The following is a 21,532-nucleotide window of genomic DNA, read 5'->3' as shown; positions in this document are numbered from 1 at the left end:
CCTTCCCTTAGTGAGCGCTGAATACACCCTTCGCAAGCGAACCAGTCTTAAACAGGGTGAAGCACAAAAGGACGGTGTAGCCCATAACACCCCAGATAGAACCGATGATGTCATCACTGAATGCGATAGACTGAATCAGCACCGCATAAATGCCCACGCAGATCATAATCAGGAATCCCTGGAATCCGATTGCAAACAGCGAACGCAGATAATTCTGTCCGATATTGCTCTGTTCTCTGTTTCCAAAAGTGGAAAGCGGAATCGGGGCAAGGCTGACCATCAGATAAATTTCAATCATTCGACCGTAGACGATCACAAAGATGATGATTGCCAAAGCGGACATCGTGACCTGCACGATAAAGGATTGCAGGAACAAGCCGAGCAAAGGACCCAAATCCATTGCCATCAGCGTTTCTTCCATTGTTTCCAATGCCGAAGCATCTATGGCAGTATTTCCGGATATGATACCGGCGCTTGCGTTTATAACGTGCTGTGTCACATCAAACACAGCCATCGTGATATTGAATGTGTTTGTGATTAACATGACCGCAACAAAAGTCTTGAACACCCATTTGAAGAAGATCCAGGTTTCAAAATTTGCCAGATTGTTGTGGTCAATAATCATCTGAATTAGCTCATAACAGGCAATGAAGGTCAGAATCAAGCCTGCGATTGGGATAATCACTGACTCGGAGATGTTTCGTACCATGGCAAAGACACCCGGCGAAAAATTCGCCGGGGTCATGCCAACGGAGGTTGCTATCTCGCCAACCTGGTTGTTGACGGACTCAAACATCCCCGACAGATTTCCCATAATAGCTGAAACGAGCATTTCTTTCAGCCAGTCTGTGATCTGTTGGAGTATGCTGTCCAAAGGCGATTACCTCCTTGTTTTGTGATTAACCGAACAGTCCGGAGAGCAGAGGTACAAGGGTGGTGCCGATGAGGGCAACACCGCCGCCAGCCATGAGCTGCTTCATGCCCTGGGACTTTGCGCCGGGGTTATCGTTGCCGTAGCCCTCAAGCAGATTGATTGCACCCCAGATGCCAAGACCTGCGCCCAGAGCGATAACGAGAGTCTGAAGAACGGTTACTGCGCTATTGAAAAATGCCATAATATTTTCCTCCTAAAATTTGAAATTGTTTTGAGAATAGAAAAAGCCCTCCGTACTACCGGCATCAAAACCGGACGGAAGGCTTAGTTTACGAGAATCTTTTCAAGGAACTCCTCGACGGTTATCACGCCAAGTTTCTGTTCCATTCTGCTTCTTGCATATTCAGTTTCACAATCATATATATCACCACCACCTTTCATAAGAAACAGCCAATACATTGACTGCAACAAATCTTCACGAGAAGCACAGATTGTCGGTGAAAAAACGACAGGTGAAACCTTCAGAACCTCTGCGAGTTTCGCTGTGGTTTCTGCATTAGGGGTTCGAGCGTTTTTCTCATACTGAGCAATACGGACATCCGCTGTTTTCTCGGAATACCCCATCAGGAGTCCAAGCTCTTTCTGGGTAAGGCGGCGAAATCGTCTAACGAACTTCAATCGCTGCCCAATAGAGGTATCCGTGATCCACCAAGTCATTTTTTTTACACCTCGCTTTCTGCAAATTCTCGATATACAACCTCATTTTTTGCTCTGCGCTTGCCTACGGCTTCACTGGGAGCAAGGTCAGGGTAGGTTGCCTGCACTTTCTGTCTGCTTCTGCGGACAGTTTCAAACCCCGGAAAGCTGCGTCTATCCAGTTCCTTCAAAAACACAGGAACCGTCATGGCATGAATGTCGATGCCACGCAGACCGGAATAGTGTTCCAGTACCATCAGGTACAAATGATTGTCGGTATTTCTTGCCTTGTGGTCGTGTTCCAAGATGTTCTTAACCAGGGCAGATACCGTTTTCAGATTTTCCAAACAGAAACCTCCTTAATCCGCATCGACTACCACAAACTCATCACCTGCCTTGAGCTTCAACCTTCGACTCAGAAACTGCTCAATGTTGAACTCATTTCTCTTATCAAAGTCTGATGTGTACTTATAATTGGGGTGCTGCGTCAGATCGTACTTGTCAGAAAGAAACGGTCTGACACCACGCAACTGCAAAATACACTTGCTGCCATCCAGAACCGCAAGCTCATCTACGCTCGCAAGGTCTTTGCCTAACTTCTGATAATTCAAGCCGTAAGACGGGCTGTTACCTCTGGTGTTGGAGGTGTTGTAGGTGTCGATAGTTTCTTTTCCCAATGCCTGATTCAGTTCTTTGAGCGTGGTTGGCTCAGAACCACCCAGGAAAATTCGGGAATCCATGTTGCCGATGATGGTATCGGCATTGTCTTTATAAATGGCTTTCAGCTGTGATTGTGCCTGGAGAACAAGGCAAGCCGATATTTCACGGCTTCGGATTGTCGCTACCAGTTTTTCCAGATTGGGAATCTGACCGATGTTTGCCATCTCATCAATCAAGCAGCGCACATGAACCGGCAGTCTGCCGCCGTACACATCATCTGCTTTCTCGCACAACAAGTTGAACAGCTGTGTGTAAATCATGGAGATCAAAAAATTAAACGTCGCATCCGTATCTGACATAATCAGAAAGAGCGCCGTTTTCTTATCTCCGAGAGTATCCAACTGCAACTCGTCATAGGCAGTCACATCTCTGACCTCCTGAATATCAAAAGGAGCCAGACGAGCGCCGCAGGAAATCAAAATCGACTTAGCGGTCTTGCCGGCAGCCAGCTTGTATTTTTTATACTGACGGACTGCAAAGTGATTCGGCTTTTTCTTTTCCAGGGCTTCAAACATCAGATCCACCGGGTTCTGGAACTCCTCATCATCTTCCCGCACCTCCATTGCGTTCAGGAACTCAATCAGGGTGGAGAAATTCTGTTCCTCAACCGGAGCTTCATAGTGGATATATCCGATCAAGGCACAGTAGAGCAGCGTTTCCGCCTTCGTCCAGAACTCATCACCGGCTTTTCCATCACCCTTTGTGTTGGCAATCAGCGTTGTCACCAGTTTCAGAATGTCTTTTTCTGAATGGATATAGGCAAATGGGTTATAGTGCATCGACTTCTGAAAGTTGATGGTGTTGAAAATCTTGATGGTGTAGCCATGCTTCAAAAGGGCGTTGCCGCACTCAATCACGATGCTGCCTTTCGGGTCAGTGACCACATAGGAACTGTGCATCTGGAGAAGGTTTGGCTTCAACCAAAAGCGAGTTTTACCGGAACCCGAACCGCCGATAATCAGAACATTCTTATTTCTGGCATTGGCAGGATTCTTCGGGCGATTGCTCATCATCAGCCGCTCCGTTTTCGTCAGGATCACATTGTCCTCGAACTTTGGTGCAATAAACGGCTCAATATCTTTTGCCGTTCCCCAACGAGCAGAACCGTACTCAACATTGTGTCGGTATTTCTTTGCGTTTTTGCCTTTTAGATAGACAGCCAGCCGAAGTCCTGCGCCGCAGAAAATGCCAATCAGCAAATCCAACGGGTGAAAGCTGGGCAGCGGATTGTTCAGGGCTATCGGAAGGGCATGAAAAAAGCTGAGGATTTTCGCAGATGAATCTGCACCCTCAGCCAATCTCCATGCTTCGCCTAAATTCGTAGCGAACAACCCTACCAGAAAATACGGTAAATTCAAAATCAGGAGCTTTTTCATTTTTCTCTTATCCATCACAGATCACGCTCCTGTTTCTTCTCTCGAACCTTCTTCGGAATCGCTGCGACAATTTCCTTGAACTTCTTCAGCTGCGCCAGAACGCTCGGCTTTTCATTCTTGGTTAATGCCCTTGCCTGATGTTCCTTGCAGATTGCATCCAAAGCATCTGCATCTTTAGAACGGACAAAAACAAGAAACCGGGGAGGATCAACGGACTTATCTTTTCTTACGGCAAAGTCCACGCCATACTTCTTGGCGAGCTTTTCAAAATCACGGATACTCTCTTTGTCGATCTCAACATTCGTAGCACCCTGATTCTGTCCCAAAAGCTGTTTCACGGATTGCTTTCCATGAACGGCAGGGTCTCGTGCCTTTTTCATCTTCACTTTTTCCCGGTGCTGCAAATACTTGCGGATACCGGCAATGATAGTGCGCCCTGTCAGCTTGGTTGTGCTGATTGCCAGGTTTACTGTCCTGTTTTCAACTTCTTCCTGCATGATTCATCACCTCCTGCAAGCAGTAGAGTGAACAGATTATCGTGCCATATCTCTGTGGTCGTAATACAGATTGCCCTTGGCAACTGCGGCGTGGCTGATAATCTTGATATTGCCAGCTTTCTGGTTATCCAGAGCCTTCTGATAACCCACATCGCTCAAATACAGACGATTTCTTTCGCCTTTCCAACCGACAGGCGATTCATCGGTCAGCACATCGAAAATAATCATGTGCCTGGTGGCTTCATCAAATCGTGCCAAGTCCATATAGGTATGTCCCTGGTACTCTTTGGCACCATCCTGAATCCGCTTGCGCTCCATCAGCTCTCCAATCGTCGAATTTCTTTGCATAAGAACCTCCTTACAAAACATCTCGGTCAGGGTTATTTTTGTGGGGAACCGAATCAGCTTTGACAGGTGCATCTTCTTTCTTCACCATGTCATCCGGCAGGGGAAGCGCCATAATGCTGCGCCCCATGCGTACAAAAGTCTCAGGCTGATGAAAGTGTTCCTCAAACTGCTTCATCAGTTCCGGGGACAGAGAACAAAAATCATCCTCGCCCAATCCCACAACCAGAAAATCACCGGCGATAATGTCATAAATATCACCGTCATCATCACGCAGCGCACGGTTCAGTTCTTTGCCTACGAGTTTACCTTCGTCGTGCATGACCAGTGCAACCGGCTCATTGAACGGATAAGTCGCCTCAATATCGCCACCTACGGCTTTCTGCAAATCCTCCAGCTCACAGCCGATCTGCACAGCCTGCGGATACATGAACGGCTTTACCAGCAACACATTCATGGTATCTGCCTGTTCTTTCTGAACCTCCCGTTCCTCGGTCGTGCCGAACGCAACACCGGTAAAGTTTTCGGAGTCCAGAATGTACTCCGAATTGTAATAAGCGGCTCTAACCTGTTCCTCTGCCGCATCGTGAGATTCTGCTTGCACCGTAACCGTTTTCTCCAAGGTTTCGGTAATCTTCACATCGTATTCTTTCAAGTTTCGATACCTCCGTTTCTTTGGAAATAAGAAAAGCGACCATCCATGAACCTGTTACAGTTCATAAATAGTCGCATCCACATCGGCTAAAAGCTCGAACAAGCAAATATCGTCCAGTTCGCAAATTAGGGAACCCATGTCGAAGAAAATATCGTCCTCACATTCCACCGTAGTAACTACGCTGCGGTGTTCGTTAAGACAAATGGCTTCTTCCTTGTCCATCGTAATCGTGGACATACAGGACACCACATAGAAGGTCATATCTTCTGCTAACCACAGCTCCTTGCTCTGAATCGTGCGAACTTTTTCATTGCCGCTCGTATCTTCTACATAGGACAGAAGCCTCACGGCTCTACTGTTCAGAAGTACCGTTCCCTGATAGTCGATCCCATCGCCAGCAGAGGACAATACTCGGTACTCGCAAACCATCTCGGCATTTTTCTGGAACGACTTTGCCAGAAGCGCAGGGGAAATATCATCAAACTCCTCGCCGTAGTTTACGAGCATATCTACCATATAATCAGGATCGCAAAGGTCGTAGAGTTCTTCCAAAGCGCCCTGAATGTTTTTGGGTGTAAACATTTTTTACCTTACCTTTCCATTGATTTTTCTCTTTTTTTCTGCCATTGCTCCAAAAGCTGAATGATTTTATCCTCCATCTGCTTGTTGGTATAGGACTTCGGGAAGTATTTTCGCAACGAATCCGTTTTGAAGGTTACTCTGTCCAGCTCTCCCTTCTTGATTTCATTCATAATCTCGCACATCGCATCCAGCGTACACTCGCCCTCCTGTGCGAGCTTTTTAATTCGCTGTGCTTGCGAAAGGGAAGGAGCTGCTTGAGCATAATCCATTGCAGAAAGAAAATCCTTCTGTTCTTCACTTGCCAGATAGGAAAGCTCCACCGCAGGATTGAATTTGATCTGACCCGTATCTACCATATCCAGCAGTTCCGGAATCAGTTCGGTCAGACGGATATAACGGTGTACCTGATTTCTGCTTTCTCCTGCCTCCTGACCGACTATATCCATTGCCTGCAACTTCATCCCAACTTGGGATGAAGTTAAATCGGTGCGTTGACCTTGATGTTTAATCGCATCCAGCTTCATCTTATAAGCAAATGCTCTTTCACTCGGCAGGATACTCTCCCTCTGCAAATTCGCATCAACCATCAAAATAATGGCTGCATCATCGTCCAGGTCACGAACAATCGCAGGCATGGTTTCCTTACCCGCAAGCTCCGATGCCCGGTGCCGCCTGTGACCAGAAACGATTTCATAACCACCGTCGGGGTCAGGACGGACAATCGCAGGGGTGAGAACTCCGAAATCTCGGACGCTCTCCGCAGTTTTCATCATTTCTTCATCATCAACCACACGGAAGGGGTGTCCCTCAAAGGGGTGTAGCTCAGAAAGCGGAATTTCCTGCACTCGCTCCTGCTGAGATTCGGCTCTGGATTGCTCGGTCGAGAAAATATCATCGTACCCCTTCAAGCTGATGTTTGCGCCTTTTCTCTGCATTGTTTAACACCTCCTTCGTCAAAACTCGGTAAGCATCCGCTACTTTTCCTTTCGGATCGTGCTGAAAGATACTGTGTCCTTCGGCACTGATTTCCTCTGCACGAACAGAGCGGGGAATGTCTGTCTTGTAAACCTTCAACTTTCCTCCATAGCTCTCCCGAATCAGATTGCTGATGTCTTTGGAATAGTTGGTGCGGTTGTCTACCATAGTCAGAAGAATCCCTTCAATCCTCAGTTTCGGGTTGATTTGCCTCTTGACCTTGTTGATGGTTCCAAGCAGCTGTTCCAGACCCTTTGCAGGAAGGTATGCTGCCTGAACCGGTATCAGCACATTGTCGGCAGCTGCCAACGCATTGACGGTCAGCATACCCAAAGACGGCATACAGTCCAGAAGAATGTAATCATAATTCTGTTTGACTGTATCCAGGTATTGCCGGAGAATGGTTTCCCGGCTCATGGCATTGACCAGTGCTACCTCCATACCTGAGAGTTCGATGTTGGATGGCACCAAATCAACGCCCTCCGGATGATGAAGAATCCCTTCGTCGGGAGCAATGGGGTTTTCCATCATAATCTTTCCCATCAAATCGGAAAGTGTCGGAGACAGATCATCAGGGCAGGGATTGCCCAAACTGACCGTCAGGGACGCCTGGGGATCGGTGTCTACCAGAAGCACCTTTTTTCCTTCAAGAGCCAAGCCAACGCCCAGATTCTCGGTGGTGGTGGTCTTGCCGGTTCCTCCTTTCTGATTGACCACCGCAATGATGGTTGCTTTTTTCGACATTTTTCGTCACTCTCCTTCCTCTCGCTTCATTTTCAATTTCTTAAATCCTCCTTCCAAATATCCGTGTGACATATCGTGCCGAACAAGAGCATCGTAGTAGGTGTCTATTGTCGTCGGCGCATTGTATATCGTAGTCAGCATATACTGACGGATATTTCTAATCTTTGTGGTGTTTTCCTTGAAGCAGTCCATAACATATCGAATGTGTTCGACATTCAGTTTCATAAACCGACTGCGGACAATTTCTGCCGGACGCTCCTCTGCACCAATGCGAATCAACGGTCGCTTCGTGCAAACTGTTTCAACGATCAACTCCAGAATGTTATCCAGCATTTCAGAATCGTAAGGGTAATCCTTCTTCAACAAATCAATACTGAGCTGATCCGAGAAATAATCAAAGTATTCTTGATACCGGTCATTCTCGTCCATCATTCCACCATTTCCGGAAGGAAAGATAGAATCAGTATCACTAAATTCAGTATTTTTAATATCAGTATTATTACATTGTGATTTCGGAAGTTCTTGAGTTGTGATTTCCATTGTTCCAGAATTGTGATTTTCACAATTCAAGAGTTGTGAATCCACAGCAGAGATAAAGTTCTTCACATAGATCAGGTTGGGCTTTCCCAGACCCTGACGCTTGCGTTCAATCAATCCTGCTTTCTTCTCAAGTTCACTGAGCAGCTTGATAGCCTTTTGTTCAGCACAGTTCAGAGCCATCTTCGCTTCGTCGATTGTAAAAATGATATACACTCGACCGTTTTTATCTATCCAACCATTCTTGGCAGACAGGCTCATGCGGTCAAGCAAAATGCCATACAGCATCTTGGCATCGGCAGAAATATTCCAGAACCTCTCGTTCGTGAACAACACCTTCGGAACTCGATAGAATGTGAATAGATCGGATTGCTGACCGTAAAAATAATCAAAACTCACACGGCTTCACTACCTTCTTTCTGCGGAAAACTTTCTGTTGTCAGCGGAATGCTGCGGAAAGTCGTATCCGTCTTTTCATAAGGACATCGGGCAAAAAAGCAGAAGCGGTATTCCTGTTCATACGCATCCATATCAACGAAGCCCCACTTCACGCATAACCTTCTTCGTACACCAACCAATGCACGGGTGATCTCGCCCATAGGGACAGCCATCACATTCCGACTTGGGTTTCGGCGGCAAAGAGATTAAGTAGTAGCAATTATCTCTACCCAGACGGCAACCCTTTCTGCCATTTGTCCAGAAGTAACAGTAATGACAGTCTCTCGGCTTGTCTGCGGCATAAACAGGCTTGCTCAAATAAAACACCTCCCATCTCTTGTATTTGCCCATGGTTTTGGGCATAAAAAAAAGAGCGCCTATCCATCCCCGATGCGGGGCAAATAGACGCTCTATGTATATAACGATATTCAATTTTATCTGCTATAACTGCATGGTACTCAAAACATCCGCCTTTTTTGATTAGCTGGATTTTTGGCACGATTTTGGGACTGATTAGCAGGAAGGGCATTTTCATTAGCAAGAACAGCCCGTTTTCTGCTAAAAATTAGCTGGCGATTTTGTCTTATAACAACCGTTCGATTCTGGAGGGGTTGTCAAAAATCAAATTTTGGAGTAGAATTTTATCCCATACAGTGAAAGAGCTTTTTCGCAGCTTTTTATATAAGAAAAGCCGAAAACCCTTGAAAACAAAGGCTTTCGGCGTTGTTAGCTGGCGTCCCAGAGAGGATTTGAACCTCCGACCCCACGCTTAGGAGAAGCCCCCGAGGGGCATTTTTGACTCCCTACAAATCCCCGAAAATCCTTGATTTTACTGGCTTTTCTGGGATTTCACTGTTAGTAAATTCTCGTCCAAAACCTGCTAATTTTTCGTGGTTTTTTGCCTTCCTTTTAGCAGGGTATTAGCAAATGCAAAGAAATATGGGAAACATCATTGAGTTAATCTGTAGCCCATAAATCACAGGAAACGCATTTGAAGTTTACGCATTCTCTTATGCAAATCAATAATCTGTGTTCAAATATTATAATGGTTTTTCTTCTTGATTTCAAGATTTTTCAGGAATTACAAAAGGCAACCCTGACGGATTGCCTTTTTTGTATGACTAAATTGTTTTCGCTAAAGCCTTTAATAATGCTGCTGTTTCCGGATTTGATAACAGTTTTGTGAGCAAGGCGGCGTTTTCATCTGTACTGTTCTCAGCAGGCTTTTCTTTTTCAACTTCGCTCTCTTTTTGAACCTCTGCCATTGGGTCAAGGAGTTCAACCGAAGTTTCAAACTTGGGCATTGGAGCAGTTTTACCTTCTTCCGCATTTTTGAGACCTTTAGCGTTGTAGAACTGTTCCTCAAACTTCTGTGCGTTATATCGCCTGTCCTCGTCGATTATATGGCTGTAAACATCGGCAACCATATCCATTCGGGCGTGTCCTGAGTCGCCTTGAACCGATTTCATATCGCCGCCGTTCCATTTCAGCTTGTAGGTTATACTTGCGTGACGGAAGCTGTGAAATACCACATCGGGTAAGTCGTTGTCCTGTATCAGCTTTTTCAAAGCACGGTTGATTACCTGACCTTCCATCGGTCTGCCTGACGAATGGCAGAATACCAAGTCATAATCCAAATACTCATCACCGAAAAGCTCTTTCATTTCGTCAATCTGCTTTTTTCTCTCTAACAGCATTTGAGCTACGGTTGACGGCAAGAAGATTTTTCTCACACTTGTTTTAGTTTTTGGCGTTTTCAAAACAAGGGAGGTATTTGTATTTGACAGAGTTCTCGGAAAGACACGGATAATGTCCTTATTATCAAGCACCTCCATTACATCTCTGTTTACTCGCTGAAGCTCTTTATCTACAAAAATGGAAGCGTTGTTTTCTTTCAGGCTTTCCTCCGAAATATCAATGCAATCCCAAGTAAGACCGAGCATTTCACCCATACGGAGTGAACAGGCAAAGGATAAATTGATGGCTAATGCGAGAATATCATCATCGCACACTTCAAGAGCGTGCATAAGAGTTTCTGCTGTCCATATTTCTCGTTTCTGATGTTCCTCTTTCGGGAGCGTTGCATTGAGAACCGGGTTTCTTGTCATCAACTCCCATTTTACCGCCTGATTAAAGGCACTCCTTAAAAACTTATGGATTTCTCTTACGGTATGTACGGTCAGATACTCATTTTTAGGCTTTTTATTCTGTACCACTTTGGTCTTAACTTTCAGAAGGCTTTGATAGAATTTATCCATAAGTCTCGGAGTCAGTTCATCAAGTTTCACATCGCCGATAAGCGGAATGATGTAATTATACATAAGCCCTTTCTTTGAACGGTAGGTTGACATTGCCCAGTTATTTACTCCGTACACGGAGCAGTATTCTTCAAGCAAATCCGCAACTGTCGTAGCATTAGGAATGATGAATGTACCGCTTTGCTGTTCAAACTCAATTTGAGTTTTTCTCTTTTTAGCGTCTGCGTTTGTATCAAAGGTTTCCCATTTTTGATGTTGGTTTCCGTCATCGTCTTTGTAGGTATAAACGACGGAATATCGATTCTTTCTCTTTACAATAGAAGCCATAGTCGTTCCTCCTTATTCATTATCCAGCCATTTATCAAAGCTGGTCTTTATTATGCGGTATCCGGTTTCGAGCATTACTGCCTGAAAACACCCCTGTTTGATGAGCTTATATACGGTCTGTCGGGTAATACCCAAGATTGACTGAACTTCCTCTACGGAATAGCTCTTTTTTGTATATGTACCGCCGTTTAATTCACGAACTCTATCCTCAATCGACATATCCCTCCACCTCCTCGATTTCCTTAACTTTAGTGTATTTACTTTGCGAAGCGTACCACTTATCAAAGCTTTCTCTTTTTATTCGGCGTTTACCGTCAACCCATATAAACTCAACAATGCCATCGTTCATAAGGTCATTTGCGGTGCTTCTCGGAATGCCGAGTACCTTTGCAACAGTAAGAGGAGAGAGCGTTTTGCCGTATTTCTTACCGGGTCTTTCGCCGTTTACTTTCTCATAATGGAATTGTCCTGCATACCAATCTTCAAAGCTATCCACATCAACTCTCATTTTGCCCAGTACCAAATAGGTCTTAAATCGGCACTGATTGATGAGTCGGTATGTAGCCGTCTTTCCAAGACCGAGTATTCTCATTACGTCGGGTACAGACATTGTCTTTTTGTCCTGATATGTAAGAACTGCCTTGACGATTTTCTTATTTTCTTCAACGCTTTTCTTTGAAGCTCTGTATTCGTTGCCGACTCGGTATGTTTTGAATAAGCCGCAATTCATCAGTTTCAGTGCTTCTTCTTCGGAAATGGAAAACAACCGAGATATTTCCTTGACAGAATAGGCTTGCCACTGTGCTTCCTCCTGAAGCTTTTCATCGCTGAACAATTCTGCCAAGCGTTCATTTTCCTCTCTGAGATTAAACTGCTCCACTCGGTCATTGAACATATTAACAAATGCCATCTTCAGAACCTCCTTTCTCGCCATTGAGCCAATTTTCAAAGCTCTTTTTAGATATTCGATATTGACCTCCGACACGAACGCTATGGAATTTCTTGCTTTTAAGCAGCTCATAGACGGTAGTTCTGCTCACTTTCAAGATGTGCTGTATATCATCTACCGTGTATGCTCGTATATCAGGTTCAGTCTGCCTGAATGTATTAGGAAGTCGAGTATCGCTCTTTTCAATTTTCTTTCGCATTACCGTTTACCCCCGATTTCTTATTTGCCACTCTGACTACCATATAGCCAAGTGACTTGGCTATATGGTACTGAAAATCGGAGTTTTTGTTAATTATGCGATTGGTTTAATCGCATAATTGACAACCGGAGCTTTCGCTGTCCATATTATCAAGCCATCGGTCAAAGCTCTTCTTGGAAATTCTGTAATGTCCGCCGACCTTTACAAAATGGAAAACGCCTGAGTTGACGAGAGCATAAGCAGTGTTCTTTCCAATGCTGAGAATATCCATTATTTCTTCTACCGTATAAACTCTTTTCTCAAAGCCGGAACTATCATCAACAGCGTTGGGTAGTTTGTTCATTGCTTCAATCTTATCTTCAAACATTGTCAACACCTCCCTTAGCGTGATGATGGTTCTTTTTGAAAATCATATAGTCATAGCCGTATCCTACCTGACATTTATCGCACATCTCTTTATCTGCCTGAAAGGGGTCAAGTCTTTTTACAATGTTTTCAGGGATAGACTGAAACTCGCTTCTGCAACGAGGGCAAAGACTTAGTACAATGCCTTTACGCTCTGTCTTGGGTTTAACGGGAATACCGACTGCAAATTTCAATCCTCGCTTGATTTCGCTGATTTTATCTGCGTCGGTAATTCTTCCGACAAAATTATCAAGCTCTGTGGCTTTATCCACGGTGCGTAGCTGCTCAAGCATTACCATCGACGGCTCTTTTAAGCCACAATCCGTGTTTAGCTCAATATGAGTATTCATTGCCGTTTTCTTTTTAACAGCCGTTATAGCGGCTACAACGACCGTAGGACTGCTTTCATTTAAGCGATTTGTCTGAACCACAAGAACCGGTCTCATTCCCGATTGCACACTACCGTTTGTAACCCCCAAGTCGCAGTAATAAATATCGCCCCATCTGACATTCTTAAATTCTTTTTCTTTCATATGTAAATCCTCGCTTTCGATTATTCTGAGGTAATTCATATCCGGATTAGAATTAACCCCTTCACTTGTTTGAAATGGGAGAGCGTTTTTGGGGGGTGTTTTAGAAAAATTTCCTCAACTTTTTTATTGCACTGTTTACCGATTCCCTTACAGAAGTAAAATCGACTCCTTCTTCATCTGCGATTTTTTCAAGTGTTTTGTTGTAGAAGAAATACTTAAAAACTCTGCGTTTCTGTGTTTCGCTTAAGTAACACAAAACCTCCCGAAGTCGCTTAATATTGTCTTTCAGCATTATTTCTTCGATTGGGTCTGTATCGACTGCCAATTCCGGATGATGCACTTCAAATTCTCCGTCATTGATGTCAAATGCGTGTCCGAAAAGAAGCCTTCTCATTCTCTCTCTTGCTTCGTAGTTCTGATACTCCGTTATCACTTCGCCCTGAGCCATAGAAAGCAGAATGAACGGAGTGTACCGACGGATAACATCAGGGTATTTAACCCACAATTCTTCTTCCGCCAGTTCTGTTACAATCGCCCATTTCTCCGTGCCGGTGTAGCCGTGATATTCATACCGCAGGTTAATGAGCTTGCAGTCGTTCGCAAATAATAATTCCTGTTGTTCTAATGTAAGTTTTGTCATTGTCGTAATCTCCTTAAATTTGAATTTTTGAATTTGGTTGAAATCAAAAATTCGGAGATTACGGATACTTGGCGATATACGCCAGCCACTTATATGTCACGGTCTTGCTCCTTTCGGGAGCGACAAAAAAGCCGGACACCAAGAACATTAGGATATTTCTATCCCTTAATTCTCAGCGTCCGGCAATTTGATGACTCAAGAGCTTTCGCTCAAGGACTCGTGGCTCGGTACATCTGTCCGATATTTAATTGTTCGCTCTGTTACTACTTCTTGTTAATCTGTACTTGACTGTTCCCTTGCGTAGGGATAGGTCAACCTCTACTACTCTGTGGCAGTTCGGACATTTCAGTTCAATCACGCCTGTTGTCATTGTTACCTTGTCAAAAATACGCCAGCCACAGTTTTTGCACCTTACGATTATCTTTTGTTCCAACGATTTCATAGCTCGCTCACCTCCGGATAAACCGTAACCAAATCAAAAGGATTATCAAGATACTCCTTTTTCAAAAGTCCGAGCTGTTTCATTCGTATAGCAAGTGCTTTTTTGGAACACCCTAAAAAATCCGCAAGTGCATCAAATCTCTTATATACGCTCGGATAGTATATTTTGTTCAGACACTCAATCTTTTCTCCAAGACTGAACAGATACATTCCCTGCTTTATAAGGTTTTCGGGAAGAAGGATAGCAGCTCCAAGCGTATTTGCCTGCCATTCCTCCCAATCGGATATAGGCTTATTTCTCTCGGAATTTGCCTTGTAATAATGTACTCCGGCAGATTTCTGTGTCACACCGTAATCATTCGGGAACAACATCTTAAATATCTGATGGCTGCCCTCGTGCATTAAGGTGAAATTCTTTCTGCCTTTCAGCTTGCTGTCAAAGTTCAAGTCCTTTTCCACGAGAACGGTTTTTCCATCCAAAAAGAAAAAGGCTTCGTTATCATCATCTTCAAATACCTGAACACCCATTTCCGTAAATGAGGTCATTCCGAGAATACTACCGTCATAAGATAGGTGCTGGTATTCGACATTCAATCCGAGAACCTTCTCCAAGAGAAGCTCCGGGTCAATTCTGTATATTTGTGTGTTACGGACATCGGGAAGTGCCATATATGCCTGAACATACTTGTCGGCAATCGCTTCGATGTCAAATCTCGATAAATGTTTCAAGTTACAAAACCTCCTACCATTAGGATTTTGCTTCTACAAACCACTTTCCGTTTTCTTCGTCGAACAGAAATGTGGGCTTGCCGCAAATCTGTACCGTGTAGCGGATACCGGTTCCTCCGACTTTGGTGGAAGCCGCACGGCATTTCTGAATTACACGGTCTATCTCATATTTTTCATCATTCTCAAACTTGATGAAGTTCGGACGAGCCGTTCCATCAGGTCTATGTGTTACATTTACTTCAACATAAACTTTTCTTCTTTCGGATTCCATTTTTATTCCTCGTAATTTCTCAAAGTCAAAACTAATCTTCCCAAGTGCTTGTATCCGTCGATGTTCTTATCCGACACCCTGTACTTGGGTCGGTCATCTCCGGCAGTATTGATGTAACAGGAAAGCCTTCCTTTCTTAAAGCGTTTTTTCCGGTCAAAGAAAAGAAACATTCCCTCATATATACCGTAGTCGGTAAAATGGTTTCCGCCGTCCGCACGAAAGATAACAATATCTTCGCTGCACCCCTGCAAAAAGCAGTCGGGCATCGTAACATAAGCCGTAACCTCTTTTTCGTCAATCACATTTAGACCTCCTTAACCAACCATACCTGTCGGCATAGTGATTTCGGCTTTTTCCGGTGGTAGCCGCAAGTTCTGACACAGAACCCCATTCCTTATGCTGTCCTTTCCGAAACGCCGTCTGATTTCTTCAACACACTTTTCCATTCGCTCCAATTTGTCCTGCTTTGCGGCGTCCATAAACATATCTATTTGACGGGGCGTGTCTTGTGGAATAAGATTTATGGCTTGTACTGTCACAGAACGGATAGGGTTATTCCACCCATATCTTTTTTCAAACAACTGAAAAGCGGTCTTTGCAATAATCATCGGAGACTGTGTAGGAAGTGCAATCTTCGTCTGCCATTGCCTTGTATTGAGCGTGTTGTCTCTAATATGTATTGCGACACCTTCTGCACTCAGTCCGTGAACACGGAGCTTGTGTCCGATGTCTTGGGTTAATTCGAGAAACACGGGCCACACCTGCTCCGGTTTCTCTAAATCTGCTACTGTTGTTATACCGTGTCCTACACTTTTTATAGGAGAAACGAAGTCTTTCTTGGCAACAAGGGAAAGGTCGTTGCCGTTGGCATAGTTCCATAAAACTACTCCGTTCTTTCCTAATCTTCTGCGTAAGAACTCAGGGTCGTTATTCGCTAAATCCCCGATGGTACGAATACAATAGCTGTCAAGCACTCGCTGGGTTGCCCGTCCTACACCGAGCAGGTCAGCGGCAGGAAGTCCCCAAATCTTTTCTTTGAATGTATCCTTTGGTATAACGGTTACTGCGTCCGGTTTCTTCATATCCGAGCCGAGCTTCGCAAATATCTTATTAAAGGAAACACCCACAGAAATCGTCAAGCCGAGTTCAAACTTCATCGTTTCACGAATTTCATTTGCCACCTTTTCCGGCGAACCGAAAAGGCTTTCTGTCCCGCTAATATCCAGCCAACACTCGTCCATACCATACGGTTCAACTTGGTCGGTATATCGCTCATAAACGCTTCTCGCAAGCTTTGAGTATTTGATATACTCCTCATAATGGGGCGGCACTACAACCAAGTCCTTGCACTTCTGTTTAGCCTGCCATACTGCGTCCCCGGTTTTCACATCAAAAGCCTTTGCTTTGTAGTTCTTTGCAAGCACGATACCGTGTCGTTCCTCCACAGAGCCGCAGACAGCAATCGGATATTTCTTCAATGCGGGGTCGAGCATACATTCGACGCTGGCATAGAAGTTGTTCATATCACAATGAAGTATGCTTCGTAACATTTTTTGAACCCCCCTTGACATTTTGGGAAGTTTAGTGTAAACTATGAGTAGTTCAACTTCCTGTTTCTTATTATACGCAGTTTAAGTGTACTTGTCAAGAGTAAATGAGAAGTTAAACTGTAAATATTCTTTTAAGGAGTGAAATCAAAGATGACATTCGGTGAAAAAGTCAAAGCAGAGAGGACTAAACTCGGTCTTAATCAGGATGAATTGGCTGAAAAAATAGGCGTAACCCGACGTGTAATTTGTTCTTATGAAAATGATAAATCCCGTCCGAGAGGAACGGAAAGATACAAGAAGCTGGCAGAAGCATTAAATGTAAATGTGAATTATCTGCTGTCTGAGGATGACGCTTTCATCGCCGATGTAGAGGATAAATACGGACGCAGAGGGGCAAGACAGGCTCAGGAGTTGCTTGCAGAAGTTACCGGTCTGTTTGCCGGCGGCGAAATGGCTGACGAAGATATGCGTGAAATGGTTGACGCTATTCAGGAAGCATATCTTATTGCAAAGAAGAACAATAAAAAATACACCCCGAAGAAATACCGCAAAGACGAGTAATCCTCACAGTGAACTAAGTCCAATATATGGGACACACAATAGTTTATAATTTATTATAGGGTAAATATCCGATATACTATAATATGGGAGGTGAGCCGGATTGGGGTATTACACTACGGCTGAAATTGTGAAAATCGTCAACAAGCTCATTGACCGTTGCGGTACTCGTGACCCGTACAAGGTCGCAAAAGAGCTTGGTATCAATATTATCTACCGAGATTTTGAAAAGCAGCGTGGAGCATACAAGGTCATTCTGAAGAACCGCTTTGTTTTCCTTAAAAACGGTATGCACCCGGTCGTGGAACAGATAGTGCTATGGCACGAAATCGGACACGATGTTCTCCACAGGCAAGAAGCGGTTGCTGTCGGCGGGTTCAAAGAGTTCAACATCTTTGATATGAGAGAGAACCGTATGGAGTATGAAGCAAATATCTTCGCTTCTCAGGCTTCGCTCCCGGACGACACCATTTTGGAATACATTGAAAACGGCTATGACATTCAGCAGATTGCACGGGCAATGTGTTCCGACATAAACCTAATTGCTCTGAAAGTAGATACGCTGATTGCACAAGGCTATCAACTTCGCAAACAGGAACACCAAAACGATTTTCTTAAATACAGTAAAAAAATATAAGACCGTCAAGTCTCGAATGAGATCTGACGGTCTAATTTTTATCAGTTTTTATTATATCCGAATTGTCTTGTGCAAAGGGTATCTTTCCACCATTTTTCACGACTCAGTATGTAATTATCATCCATTCGTGCGTTATAGTTTTCTAATACTGAATACTGAAAATTTGCTTTTATATAATCAAACCCTTTGGTGTCAACAATATGTTTAAGTTCAACATTCCCACCGTGTCCATTGTCTATATAGTTAGTCCACCTTTGAAGCAACATTCCATACTGAGCAGTTGCCGAGCCAACATACATTTTTCCGTTGCTGGTATCAGTTATAAGATAAACTGCTTTTTGATTTCTCAAAGCATCAAGCCAACCGCTGCGTTTATTCCGAATAATCGTTTCCAGTTGTGAAAAACTCAATCTTATGTTCTCATAACCCGGAAATTCGTCACCATCATAAGCAGTAGAAAGAATTTCTATTACTTCCAGTTCCTCCATCATAGACTCATAGGTTCTTCCCATGCCTTAACCCTGTATGCCATCCTGTTGTCCTCCTGCAAAAAATGAGTGAGGGGATTTCCATCCCTCACCCAGTAGCCCGCAGGATGGCAGGCTGTTTTAGAAGCTATAAAATTTTCCGCAGCTTCTTCCGCAGATGGTCTAACCTCGCATAGATGGCACCAGTCGTCAAATGCACAAGCGGGGCAATCTCCTTTGTGGAATACCCCTGCATTTTCAGCAGGACGATTTTCAAGGTACGCCCGTCCACCGTGACTAATACTTGATAGAGATTTTCGCTCTCAATCTCTTCCAGTAACTCCGCAACCGTACCCACTTCCGCCTGCCGCTCCCTGCCTGCCATGTCCTCAAGATATTCCGCAACGTCATTCGTCCATCGGTAAAACCGCCTGTTGGAATTGAAGTCTGCCCTGTCCGCCATGCGTATCTGCTCAATGGTCGCTTCATCAACGCCGCACTCACGCAGCAGCTTTTCCTCCGCTTCTTTCCAGATACGCCATTTCCTGTCCTCCCGTCCGTGGTTGTATGCCATTCTTACTTCCTCCAATCAGAATTGATTGAGAGGGCAGAGAAAAGCCCCCTCATCTTCCCAAAGGAAAAAACAAGGGGGCTGAACGCCTTAAATTTTAATTTTCTATTATCTTTCTTAGTTTTATTAGGATTCTGGCTTTGCGTTTGTTTACAACGCTCTGGGTTATGCCCAACCTCGCCCCGACTTCACGCTCGGAAAGTCCGTCAAAAAAGATTGCCTGTATCAGCTCCTGTTCACTATCCGACAGCAAAGGCAGGGCGGCTTTCAGCCTGTCCACCATGACCGCATTGACAACGGTTTCTGCAATGTCCACCGCTTCATCAGTGATAAAGTCCAGAGGATTCCCCTCGCTGTCCGTAAATCCGTCGAGAGATAGCAGTCTATTCTTTGTATCTAATTTTTGCAGATAACGCCACCGTTCCTTGTCACGGTAGAAGTCTGTGTATTGCTCCCTCACGACTTCAAGCAGACAGCCTTGAATGGGGATAAACAGCTTGTCCATATAGGTCTGGTCGGATTCCCTGCAACGGCAGAACTCCGTGTAGGATAATTCCACATAGCCGCCACTTTCTCTGATATATACCTTTCTTGGTGCATATTTCACCATAAATACCTCCCATCTGAATTTTTGAAATGTAAAAAATCCAGATGGAGAGGCGGAGAACGACACCGCATATCAGAAACAGCCCTACGGCACTTTCCAACAAAAATCGACAAAAGAAAAACCGCAAAGGCTCTGTGACCTTTACGGTTATAGGAAATAGTAATTCTATTGTATGGAGATTGTACTTCTACTTTCAAGGTGAGAAGTACCGTTGCACTGGCAGAAATTTTTTTAACTGGTTTCCTGCCGTTCTCTGATATGCTATGTATTGATAAATTTTGCTTCGTATGAGCAGATAGATAACTGCCCGAAAAAAGGACATAAAAAAATCCCTCCAAATTTAAAAACAAATTCAGAGGGTAATTTAGGGTATAACAAAATAACCCACCCGAATATCGTTTTTTTTATTTGGTGAGTTTGTTCTTTCAAATACGAAACAAATGCTCATGTACGGTAAAGTATCACAAGAAAATTATGTCGAATTGACAGCCGCCTCCGCTATACCGAATAAGGAAATAAAGAGTCCTCAAATTTTGCGCTACTAAATGAAGACGAGCGGAAGTAATCTCCCGCTCGTCAGTAAACTTAACTATGCCATATCAATCCCGCTTCTTTCCCGCCACCGGCACTAAGAACAGCGCGGGCAACAGCAGGAAAGCGGTACAGACCAGCCCCCAGGGTATGGACACCTGCTGGGCTACCAGCCCCACAATAGGCCCGCCGATGATCTGCCCGAAAGAGTCCAGCTGTCCGCTGGTGGAAAAGACTGTGGCGCGCATTTTCTCATCCACATGGTCGTTCATCCAGGCGGCCAGCACAGGCTCCTTGATGGTGCGCATAAGCCCCGCCAGCAGGAACACCAACAACATGAACCAAAAGCTCCGCCCCACCGCGAAGAGAACCAGGAACAGGATATACCCGGCGCTGGTGGACATGACCACACTGGTTCGGCTGACAGTCCCTTTTTTCTCCATGCGGGCGATGAGCAACTGAGAAGCCAGAATACCTAAGCCGCTGCCGATAAGACTGATAACACCGAACCAAGTGACGCTGTTCAGCGGCCCGATAACGGGTATTACCGTGTCATCCAGAAAATGAGCGGTGGAGAGCCGGTCAAAGCCTTCACTGGCAAGTCCCCCGCATAGTGTGATTGCTAAGAGCGCCAGCAACACAGGTGCGCCTTTCACAAAGCCCAGGTTGAGCTTGAACAGGCAGACAAAGTCTTTAAGCAAGCCCTGCCGTTCCTCAATAGCAGGGGAGAAGTTGGTTTCTGGCATGATGCGAACCATCACCAGCCCCAACAACAAGCACAAACTGCCCCCCAAGATGACAGGCATTTGCAGGTTTATGTTTCCCAGCAGTGTGCCCAGCACCACGCCCAGAACGCCGCCGATTTGCCCCATTTGACTGCCCCGCAGGAACACCTTGTCTATGGGTTTGTCCTCTTCCTCCGAGGCAATCCACGCCTCCAGAGCGCCGGTGATGAAGGTATCACCGCAACCCCAGACAACCTGGGCCAGCAGAACCGTCGCGAACCACGGTAGCGCACCCTCCATCAGAAAGCCCAGGCCGTAGAGGAACATTCCAATCAGCACCGAGCGCCGACGGCTATACAAATCCGCCACCACACCGGTGGGCATCTCGAACAGAAAGCAGGAGGTCTCCTGAACCGTCCCTACCAGGACAAGCTGGAAAGCATCCAGCTGCACCACCTCCAGGTGGTACACGATGGAAAGCACTGTGGACATAGAAACCGCCAGGGAACAGACAAATCGGAACAGCAGGTAGACAGAATATGCCTTTGAATTTTTAGCAAACATGAAGTTACATTCTCCTTTCAAATCTCATTTTATATGACTTTTGCAAGCTGTTAAGCTAACTTGTGGAACATATGCCGAACCTTATCTATACGGCTATTCGGGCGGCGGGGTTGGCAAATAAATTTACCAAT

Annotated in this window: 30 protein-coding genes; 2 read left to right on the top strand and 28 right to left on the bottom strand. The window is 44.8% G+C overall.

From position 1 onward, the window contains the following. Positions 1 to 7: 7 nt before the first annotated feature. The 24 genes from IAG03_RS09940 to IAG03_RS09825 all read right to left on the bottom strand — a co-directional run bounded on the left by IAG03_RS09940 (position 8) and on the right by IAG03_RS09825 (position 16,741). A complete protein-coding gene (locus tag IAG03_RS09940; RefSeq protein ID WP_002304374.1) occupies positions 8 to 874 on the bottom strand; it encodes a VirB6/TrbL-like conjugal transfer protein, CD1112 family in 867 nt (288 codons plus the stop codon). Positions 875 to 899: 25 nt separating this feature from the next. After that, positions 900 to 1,115 (bottom strand): Maff2 family mobile element protein, encoded by a 216-nt coding sequence (locus tag IAG03_RS09935; protein WP_002576404.1) that lies wholly within the window; start codon positions 1,113 to 1,115, stop codon positions 900 to 902. Between the two features lie 83 nt (positions 1,116 to 1,198). Further along, entirely contained in the window at positions 1,199 to 1,591 is a 393-nt protein-coding gene (locus IAG03_RS09930; RefSeq protein ID WP_002304334.1) for a helix-turn-helix domain-containing protein, read from the bottom strand. Positions 1,592 to 1,596: 5 nt separating this feature from the next. Next, on the bottom strand, positions 1,597 to 1,917 hold the full coding sequence (locus tag IAG03_RS09925) for a hypothetical protein (RefSeq protein ID WP_002304332.1): 321 nt from the start codon (positions 1,915 to 1,917) through the stop codon (positions 1,597 to 1,599). A gap of 12 nt (positions 1,918 to 1,929) precedes the next feature. Continuing rightward, complete coding sequence (locus IAG03_RS09920) at positions 1,930 to 3,681, bottom strand: VirD4-like conjugal transfer protein, CD1115 family (RefSeq protein ID WP_249319919.1); 1,752 nt, start codon at positions 3,679 to 3,681, stop codon at positions 1,930 to 1,932. Continuing rightward, positions 3,681 to 4,163 carry a PcfB family protein gene (locus tag IAG03_RS09915; RefSeq protein ID WP_002304320.1) on the bottom strand — a complete coding sequence of 161 codons (483 nt, stop codon included), beginning with the start codon at positions 4,161 to 4,163 and terminating at the stop codon, positions 3,681 to 3,683. Before IAG03_RS09915 ends, IAG03_RS09920 begins: the two co-directional genes overlap by 1 nt. 36 nt (positions 4,164 to 4,199) lie before the next feature. Continuing rightward, the gene (locus tag IAG03_RS09910; protein ID WP_158359191.1) at positions 4,200 to 4,511 is read right to left on the bottom strand and encodes a DUF5720 family protein; all 312 of its coding nucleotides are present in this window, start codon (positions 4,509 to 4,511) and stop codon (positions 4,200 to 4,202) included. Between the two features lie 10 nt (positions 4,512 to 4,521). Then, positions 4,522 to 5,163, bottom strand: a complete 642-nt coding sequence (locus IAG03_RS09905) for a DUF3846 domain-containing protein (protein ID WP_249319918.1) — start codon at positions 5,161 to 5,163, stop codon at positions 4,522 to 4,524. Positions 5,164 to 5,217: 54 nt separating this feature from the next. After that, positions 5,218 to 5,745, bottom strand: coding sequence for a hypothetical protein (locus IAG03_RS09900; RefSeq protein WP_249319917.1), 528 nt, complete (start codon positions 5,743 to 5,745; stop codon positions 5,218 to 5,220). An 8-nt stretch (positions 5,746 to 5,753) separates the two neighbouring features. Then, on the bottom strand, positions 5,754 to 6,680 hold the full coding sequence (locus IAG03_RS09895) for a ParB/RepB/Spo0J family partition protein (RefSeq protein ID WP_118413318.1): 927 nt from the start codon (positions 6,678 to 6,680) through the stop codon (positions 5,754 to 5,756). Then, positions 6,637 to 7,464, bottom strand: coding sequence for a ParA family protein (locus tag IAG03_RS09890; protein WP_117416135.1), 828 nt, complete (start codon positions 7,462 to 7,464; stop codon positions 6,637 to 6,639). Before IAG03_RS09890 ends, IAG03_RS09895 begins: the two co-directional genes overlap by 44 nt. Positions 7,465 to 7,470: 6 nt before the next feature. Then, entirely contained in the window at positions 7,471 to 8,400 is a 930-nt protein-coding gene (locus IAG03_RS09885) for a DUF6017 domain-containing protein (RefSeq protein WP_009257912.1), read from the bottom strand. Beyond that, positions 8,397 to 8,600: a hypothetical protein gene (locus IAG03_RS09880; protein ID WP_249319916.1), complete on the bottom strand. Its 204-nt coding sequence runs from the start codon at positions 8,598 to 8,600 to the stop codon at positions 8,397 to 8,399. Before IAG03_RS09880 ends, IAG03_RS09885 begins: the two co-directional genes overlap by 4 nt. 960 nt (positions 8,601 to 9,560) lie before the next feature. Next, a complete protein-coding gene (locus tag IAG03_RS09875) occupies positions 9,561 to 11,024 on the bottom strand; it encodes a tyrosine-type recombinase/integrase (protein ID WP_015573044.1) in 1,464 nt (487 codons plus the stop codon). A 12-nt stretch (positions 11,025 to 11,036) separates the two neighbouring features. Then, complete coding sequence (locus IAG03_RS09870) at positions 11,037 to 11,243, bottom strand: helix-turn-helix domain-containing protein (protein WP_015573045.1); 207 nt, start codon at positions 11,241 to 11,243, stop codon at positions 11,037 to 11,039. Next, positions 11,233 to 11,934: a helix-turn-helix domain-containing protein gene (locus IAG03_RS09865; RefSeq protein WP_015573046.1), complete on the bottom strand. Its 702-nt coding sequence runs from the start codon at positions 11,932 to 11,934 to the stop codon at positions 11,233 to 11,235. Before IAG03_RS09865 ends, IAG03_RS09870 begins: the two co-directional genes overlap by 11 nt. Next, positions 11,921 to 12,172, bottom strand: coding sequence for a helix-turn-helix domain-containing protein (locus tag IAG03_RS09860; RefSeq protein ID WP_015573047.1), 252 nt, complete (start codon positions 12,170 to 12,172; stop codon positions 11,921 to 11,923). Before IAG03_RS09860 ends, IAG03_RS09865 begins: the two co-directional genes overlap by 14 nt. 106 nt (positions 12,173 to 12,278) lie before the next feature. Beyond that, positions 12,279 to 12,539, bottom strand: coding sequence for a helix-turn-helix domain-containing protein (locus IAG03_RS09855; protein ID WP_015573048.1), 261 nt, complete (start codon positions 12,537 to 12,539; stop codon positions 12,279 to 12,281). Next, positions 12,532 to 13,110 carry a type II toxin-antitoxin system PemK/MazF family toxin gene (locus IAG03_RS09850; protein ID WP_024721675.1) on the bottom strand — a complete coding sequence of 193 codons (579 nt, stop codon included), beginning with the start codon at positions 13,108 to 13,110 and terminating at the stop codon, positions 12,532 to 12,534. Before IAG03_RS09850 ends, IAG03_RS09855 begins: the two co-directional genes overlap by 8 nt. A gap of 100 nt (positions 13,111 to 13,210) precedes the next feature. Next, positions 13,211 to 13,750 (bottom strand): sigma-70 RNA polymerase sigma factor region 4 domain-containing protein, encoded by a 540-nt coding sequence (locus tag IAG03_RS09845; RefSeq protein ID WP_015573050.1) that lies wholly within the window; start codon positions 13,748 to 13,750, stop codon positions 13,211 to 13,213. Positions 13,751 to 14,188: 438 nt separating this feature from the next. After that, positions 14,189 to 14,920 (bottom strand): ImmA/IrrE family metallo-endopeptidase, encoded by a 732-nt coding sequence (locus tag IAG03_RS09840; protein ID WP_024721676.1) that lies wholly within the window; start codon positions 14,918 to 14,920, stop codon positions 14,189 to 14,191. 19 nt (positions 14,921 to 14,939) lie between these two features. Further along, positions 14,940 to 15,191 carry a hypothetical protein gene (locus tag IAG03_RS09835; RefSeq protein ID WP_003525178.1) on the bottom strand — a complete coding sequence of 84 codons (252 nt, stop codon included), beginning with the start codon at positions 15,189 to 15,191 and terminating at the stop codon, positions 14,940 to 14,942. A 2-nt stretch (positions 15,192 to 15,193) separates the two neighbouring features. Further along, on the bottom strand, positions 15,194 to 15,493 hold the full coding sequence (locus IAG03_RS09830) for a hypothetical protein (protein ID WP_024721677.1): 300 nt from the start codon (positions 15,491 to 15,493) through the stop codon (positions 15,194 to 15,196). 12 nt (positions 15,494 to 15,505) lie between these two features. After that, a complete protein-coding gene (locus IAG03_RS09825) occupies positions 15,506 to 16,741 on the bottom strand; it encodes a DNA polymerase Y family protein (protein ID WP_015573051.1) in 1,236 nt (411 codons plus the stop codon). A 150-nt stretch (positions 16,742 to 16,891) separates the two neighbouring features. Here IAG03_RS09825 and IAG03_RS09820 point away from each other — a divergent pair, with 150 nt between their 5' ends. Further along, positions 16,892 to 17,302, top strand: a complete 411-nt coding sequence (locus tag IAG03_RS09820) for a helix-turn-helix domain-containing protein (RefSeq protein ID WP_015573052.1) — start codon at positions 16,892 to 16,894, stop codon at positions 17,300 to 17,302. 100 nt (positions 17,303 to 17,402) lie between these two features. Next, a complete protein-coding gene (locus tag IAG03_RS09815; RefSeq protein WP_024721678.1) occupies positions 17,403 to 17,936 on the top strand; it encodes an ImmA/IrrE family metallo-endopeptidase in 534 nt (177 codons plus the stop codon). Positions 17,937 to 17,977: 41 nt separating this feature from the next. Here the strand turns inward: IAG03_RS09815 and IAG03_RS09810 are convergent, their stop codons facing one another. From IAG03_RS09810 to tet(40), 4 genes are all read right to left on the bottom strand, one after another. Next, positions 17,978 to 18,424: a GIY-YIG nuclease family protein gene (locus tag IAG03_RS09810; protein ID WP_155855613.1), complete on the bottom strand. Its 447-nt coding sequence runs from the start codon at positions 18,422 to 18,424 to the stop codon at positions 17,978 to 17,980. A gap of 127 nt (positions 18,425 to 18,551) precedes the next feature. Further along, positions 18,552 to 18,977: an RNA polymerase sigma factor gene (locus IAG03_RS09805; RefSeq protein ID WP_000323895.1), complete on the bottom strand. Its 426-nt coding sequence runs from the start codon at positions 18,975 to 18,977 to the stop codon at positions 18,552 to 18,554. 94 nt (positions 18,978 to 19,071) lie between these two features. Further along, on the bottom strand, positions 19,072 to 19,584 hold the full coding sequence (locus IAG03_RS09800) for a sigma-70 family RNA polymerase sigma factor (protein WP_000241709.1): 513 nt from the start codon (positions 19,582 to 19,584) through the stop codon (positions 19,072 to 19,074). A gap of 596 nt (positions 19,585 to 20,180) precedes the next feature. Next, a complete protein-coding gene (gene tet(40), locus IAG03_RS09795; RefSeq protein WP_249319915.1) occupies positions 20,181 to 21,401 on the bottom strand; it encodes a tetracycline efflux MFS transporter Tet(40) in 1,221 nt (406 codons plus the stop codon). Positions 21,402 to 21,532 lie beyond the last annotated feature (131 nt).

The organism is Yeguia hominis, from assembly GCF_014384705.1.
Lineage (GTDB): Bacteria > Bacillota > Clostridia > Oscillospirales > Acutalibacteraceae > Yeguia > Yeguia hominis.
This window is presented reverse-complemented; position numbering and strand designations above follow the sequence as displayed.